This window comes from Propylenella binzhouense (genome assembly GCF_009866965.1).
Taxonomy (GTDB): Bacteria; Pseudomonadota; Alphaproteobacteria; order Rhizobiales; family Afifellaceae; genus Propylenella; species Propylenella binzhouense.
The window spans coordinates 1-3,332 of record NZ_SPKJ01000182.1 but is presented as its reverse complement, the minus strand read 5'-3'; the positions used below and the strand labels follow the sequence as shown (position 1 = coordinate 3,332).

Genomic DNA, 3,332 nt, shown 5'->3' with positions numbered 1-3,332 from the left:
CCGAGCGGCCCGGGCCGCCTGCGCCACGCCTCCGGCCCGGCGAGGAAGCGCGGAAGCGGCACGAGCGCGGGCCGCCCGGCCTCAGGCGGCGCGGCGCCGTCCGCGACCTCCAGCCAGGGATCCGCCTGGAAGCATCCGTCCTTCCAGACGGTTCTTTCCGGTTCGCCGGTCAAATGCCGCTCCCGTCGCTCTGGAAGGCCGAGAGGTCGAAATGGATTCCGCACTCTGTCTTCTCGCTTCCCCGCCAGCGGCCGTCGCGCTCGGCTTCGCCGGCGCCGACCCTGTCCGTGCAGGGCACGCAGCCGATCGAGGAATAGCCCTCCGCCACGAGCGGGTGCTCGGGAAGGGCGTGCAGCCGGCGATAGGCCGCCACGTCCGCCGCCGACCAGGCGGCGAGCGGATTGAGCTTCACGCGCGGCCCCTCCGCCTCGACGAGGGGAAGGGAGGCGCGCGCGCCGCCCTGGTAGCGCTTGCGGCCGGAGATCCAGGCGGCGAAAGGCGCGAGCGCATCGGCGAGCGGCGCGACCTTGCGCACGCCGCAGCAGCGGTCGGGATCGCGCAGCCAGAGGCTGCCCTCCGGATCCGCCGCGGCGACCGCCTGTGCGGCCGGCCGCGCCACGCGGACGTCGGTGAGGCCGAAACGGCGGACGAGCGCGTCGCGGTGGCGGCCCGTGTCCGGAAACAGCTTCCCGGTATCGACGAAGATCACCGGCAGGCCGGGATCGATCGTGGCGACCATGTGCAGCAGCACGGCCGAATCCGCCCCGAAGCTCGAGACGAGGACCGCCTTGCCCGGAAACGCGTGCCCCACGAAGTCGGCGAGCACGTCGCGCGTCGGCCAGAAGCGGTAGCGCGCCGAAAGCGCCCCGGCCGCGCCGGCCGCCGGATCGGCCGGCCCGGCGACCGCCTCACGCGGCGCCATAGAGCGCCTCCTTGAAGGGCGCGGGCCCGAGCCTGCGATAGGCGGCGAGGAACGATTCGCTTGGACCGGCCCGCTTCGCCACATAGGTGTCGACGATCGCCTCGACCGCGCCGACCACCTCCTCGCCCGAGAAGCCGCGGCCGACGATCTCGCCGATCGCGGCATCCTCCGCGCCCGAGCCGCCGAGCGTGATCTGGTAGAACTCCTCGCCTTTCCGGTCGACGCCGAGAATTCCGATATGCCCGGCGTGATGATGGCCGCAGGCGTTGATGCAGCCGGAGATCCTGATCTTCAGCGGACCGACCGCCTGCTGGCGCGCCGCGTCGGCGAGACGCCCGGCGATGCGCTGGGCGATCGGGATCGAGCGCGCATTGGCGAGCGTGCAATAATCGAGCCCGGGGCAGGCGACGATGTCCGTCGCGAGCCCGGCATTGGCGGTGGCGAGCCCGGCATCGGCGAGCGCGCGATGGAGCGCCGGCAGGTCGTCGCGCGCGACATGCGGCAGCACGAGGTTCTGCTCGTGGCTGACGCGGATCTCGCCGAAGGAATAGCGCTCCGCGAGGTCGGCGACAGTCTCCATCTGATCCGCCGTCGCGTCGCCGGGCACGCCGCCGACCGGCTTCAACGAGATGGTCGCGATCGCATGGCCGGCCACCTTGTGCGGCGCGACGTTGTTCTTCGCCCAGCGCGCGAAGGCTGGATCGGCCGCGAGCGCAGCCTCGAAGGCGGCCGAGCGCGCCGGCCGGCGGGCATAGGCGGGCGGCGCGAAATAGGCCGCGATCCGCCGGACCTCCTCGTCCGGCAGCCGGAGCACGCCCTCCCTTATGGCCGCGAACTCCGCCTCGATCTCCTCGCGGATCGCCTCCGGCCCCGCCTCGTGCACGAGGATCTTGAGCCGGGCCTTGTACTTGTTGTCGCGCCGGCCGTGGAGGTTGTAGACCCTCAGGATCGCCTCCGTATAGGCAAGGAGATCGGCCTCCGGCAGGAAGTCGCGCAGCTTCCGCGCGATCATCGGCGTCCGACCCATGCCGCCGCCGACGAAGACCGCGAAGCCGAGCGCGCCGGACGCGTCGCGCTTCACTTCGTAGCCGATGTCGTGGAACCGGAGCGCAGCGCGGTCGGACGGCGCGCCCGTGACCGCGACCTTGAACTTCCGCGGCAGGAACAGGAACTCCGGGTGGAGCGAGGACCATTGCCGGAGGATCTCGGCATAGGGCCGCGGATCGCAGATCTCGTCCGCGGCGACGCCCGCGAAATGGTCGGCCGTGACGTTGCGGATGCAATTGCCGGAGGTCTGGATGCAGTGCATCTCCACCTCGGCGAGCGCGGCCAGGATGTCCGGCACGTCGACCAGGGCCGGCCAGTGGTACTGCAGGTTCTGCCGCGTCGTGAAATGGCCGTAGCCCTTGTCGAAGCGCCGGCCGATCCCGGCGAGCGCGCGCATCTGCCGGCTCGACAGCGTGCCGTAGGGGATCGCGATCCGCAGCATGTAGGAATGGAGCTGCAGATAGACGCCGTTCTGCAGCCGGAGCGGCTTGAACTGCTCCTCCGAGATCTCGCCGGCGAGCCGGCGGGCGACCTGGTCGCGGAACTGGGCGACGCGCTCCGCGACGAAGGCGCGGTCGAATTCGTCATAACGGTACAAGGCTCTTCTCCTCAGGACGCGCGCGGGGCGGACGGAGCGACGGAATTGCCGGCGGTCGGTCCGGTCAGCCGGATCCGCTCCCGGAGCCGCACGGGCACGATCTCCGCGGCCTCGCGCACGACCTCGACGGCATAGACGTCGACGACGCGATCCGCCGCCGCGTCCGCCTCGGCGCGGGCGAGCGCCGCGGCTTCGGCCTGCGGATCGGAAAGAAGCGACGCCGCGCCGATCGCGCGGGTCCAGCCGGCCCCGGCCAGGAAGACGACGCGGCCGTCGGCGAGGCGGTTCGCGGTGACGACACGGAGAACGGGTTTCGGCATGCTCTCCCCTCTCAGGCGGCGATCCGCTCTCCGGCGCCGGCCCGAACGCCGATGCCCGGGACGACGGCGAAGCGGATGCCGGCGGCGCGGAGCACGGCCGCTTCCGCCCCGGTCTCGGCTGCCGCCGGCACGTCGCCGGCGACGAGCCGCACCGCGCATCTTCCGGCCCCGGCCTCCCGCGCGAGGAGCATTCCGGTCTCCGCCGCGGCCCCTCCCGCGACGGCGATGCGCCTGGCGTCGCGCCGGCCGAGCGAGAGCAGCGCCGGGGGGATCGCGTCGTCATGCACGATCACGTCCGCCTCGCCGAGAACGCGCTGCGCGCGGAGCGTCAGGAGATCCGGCTCGCCCGGGCCGGCACCGACCAGCCAGACGAAGCCCGCCGGCGCCGGGTCGGTTCCGGCGAGGAGGCGGGCGGCGAGGCGGCGCGCCTCGTCCGGCCGCCCGG

4 protein-coding genes are annotated in these 3,332 nt (G+C 72.9%); all 4 read right to left on the bottom strand.

Annotated features, from left to right (window positions below; genetic code table 11):
- Positions 1–169: 169 nt before the first annotated feature.
- Complete coding sequence (locus E4O86_RS22595) at positions 170–922, bottom strand: phosphoadenylyl-sulfate reductase (RefSeq protein WP_161142794.1); 753 nt, start codon at positions 920–922, stop codon at positions 170–172.
- A complete protein-coding gene (locus E4O86_RS22590; RefSeq protein WP_161142793.1) occupies positions 909–2,567 on the bottom strand; it encodes a nitrite/sulfite reductase in 1,659 nt (552 codons plus the stop codon). Before E4O86_RS22590 ends, E4O86_RS22595 begins: the two co-directional genes overlap by 14 nt.
- 11 nt (positions 2,568–2,578) lie before the next feature.
- Positions 2,579–2,887 (bottom strand): DUF2849 domain-containing protein, encoded by a 309-nt coding sequence (locus E4O86_RS22585; protein WP_161142792.1) that lies wholly within the window; start codon positions 2,885–2,887, stop codon positions 2,579–2,581.
- Positions 2,888–2,898: 11 nt separating this feature from the next.
- Positions 2,899–3,332 (bottom strand): SAM-dependent methyltransferase (locus tag E4O86_RS22580; RefSeq protein WP_246206567.1); only part of this gene is annotated, 434 nt, incomplete at its 5' end.

Bases quoted from the DNA above. Each gene is read 5' to 3' on its own strand.
- E4O86_RS22595 (WP_161142794.1), bottom strand. From the start codon at position 922: ATGGCGCCGCGTGAGGCGGTCGCCGGGCCGGCCGATCCGGCGGCCGGC.
- E4O86_RS22585 (WP_161142792.1), bottom strand. From the start codon at position 2,887: ATGCCGAAACCCGTTCTCCGTGTCGTCACCGCGAACCGCCTCGCCGAC.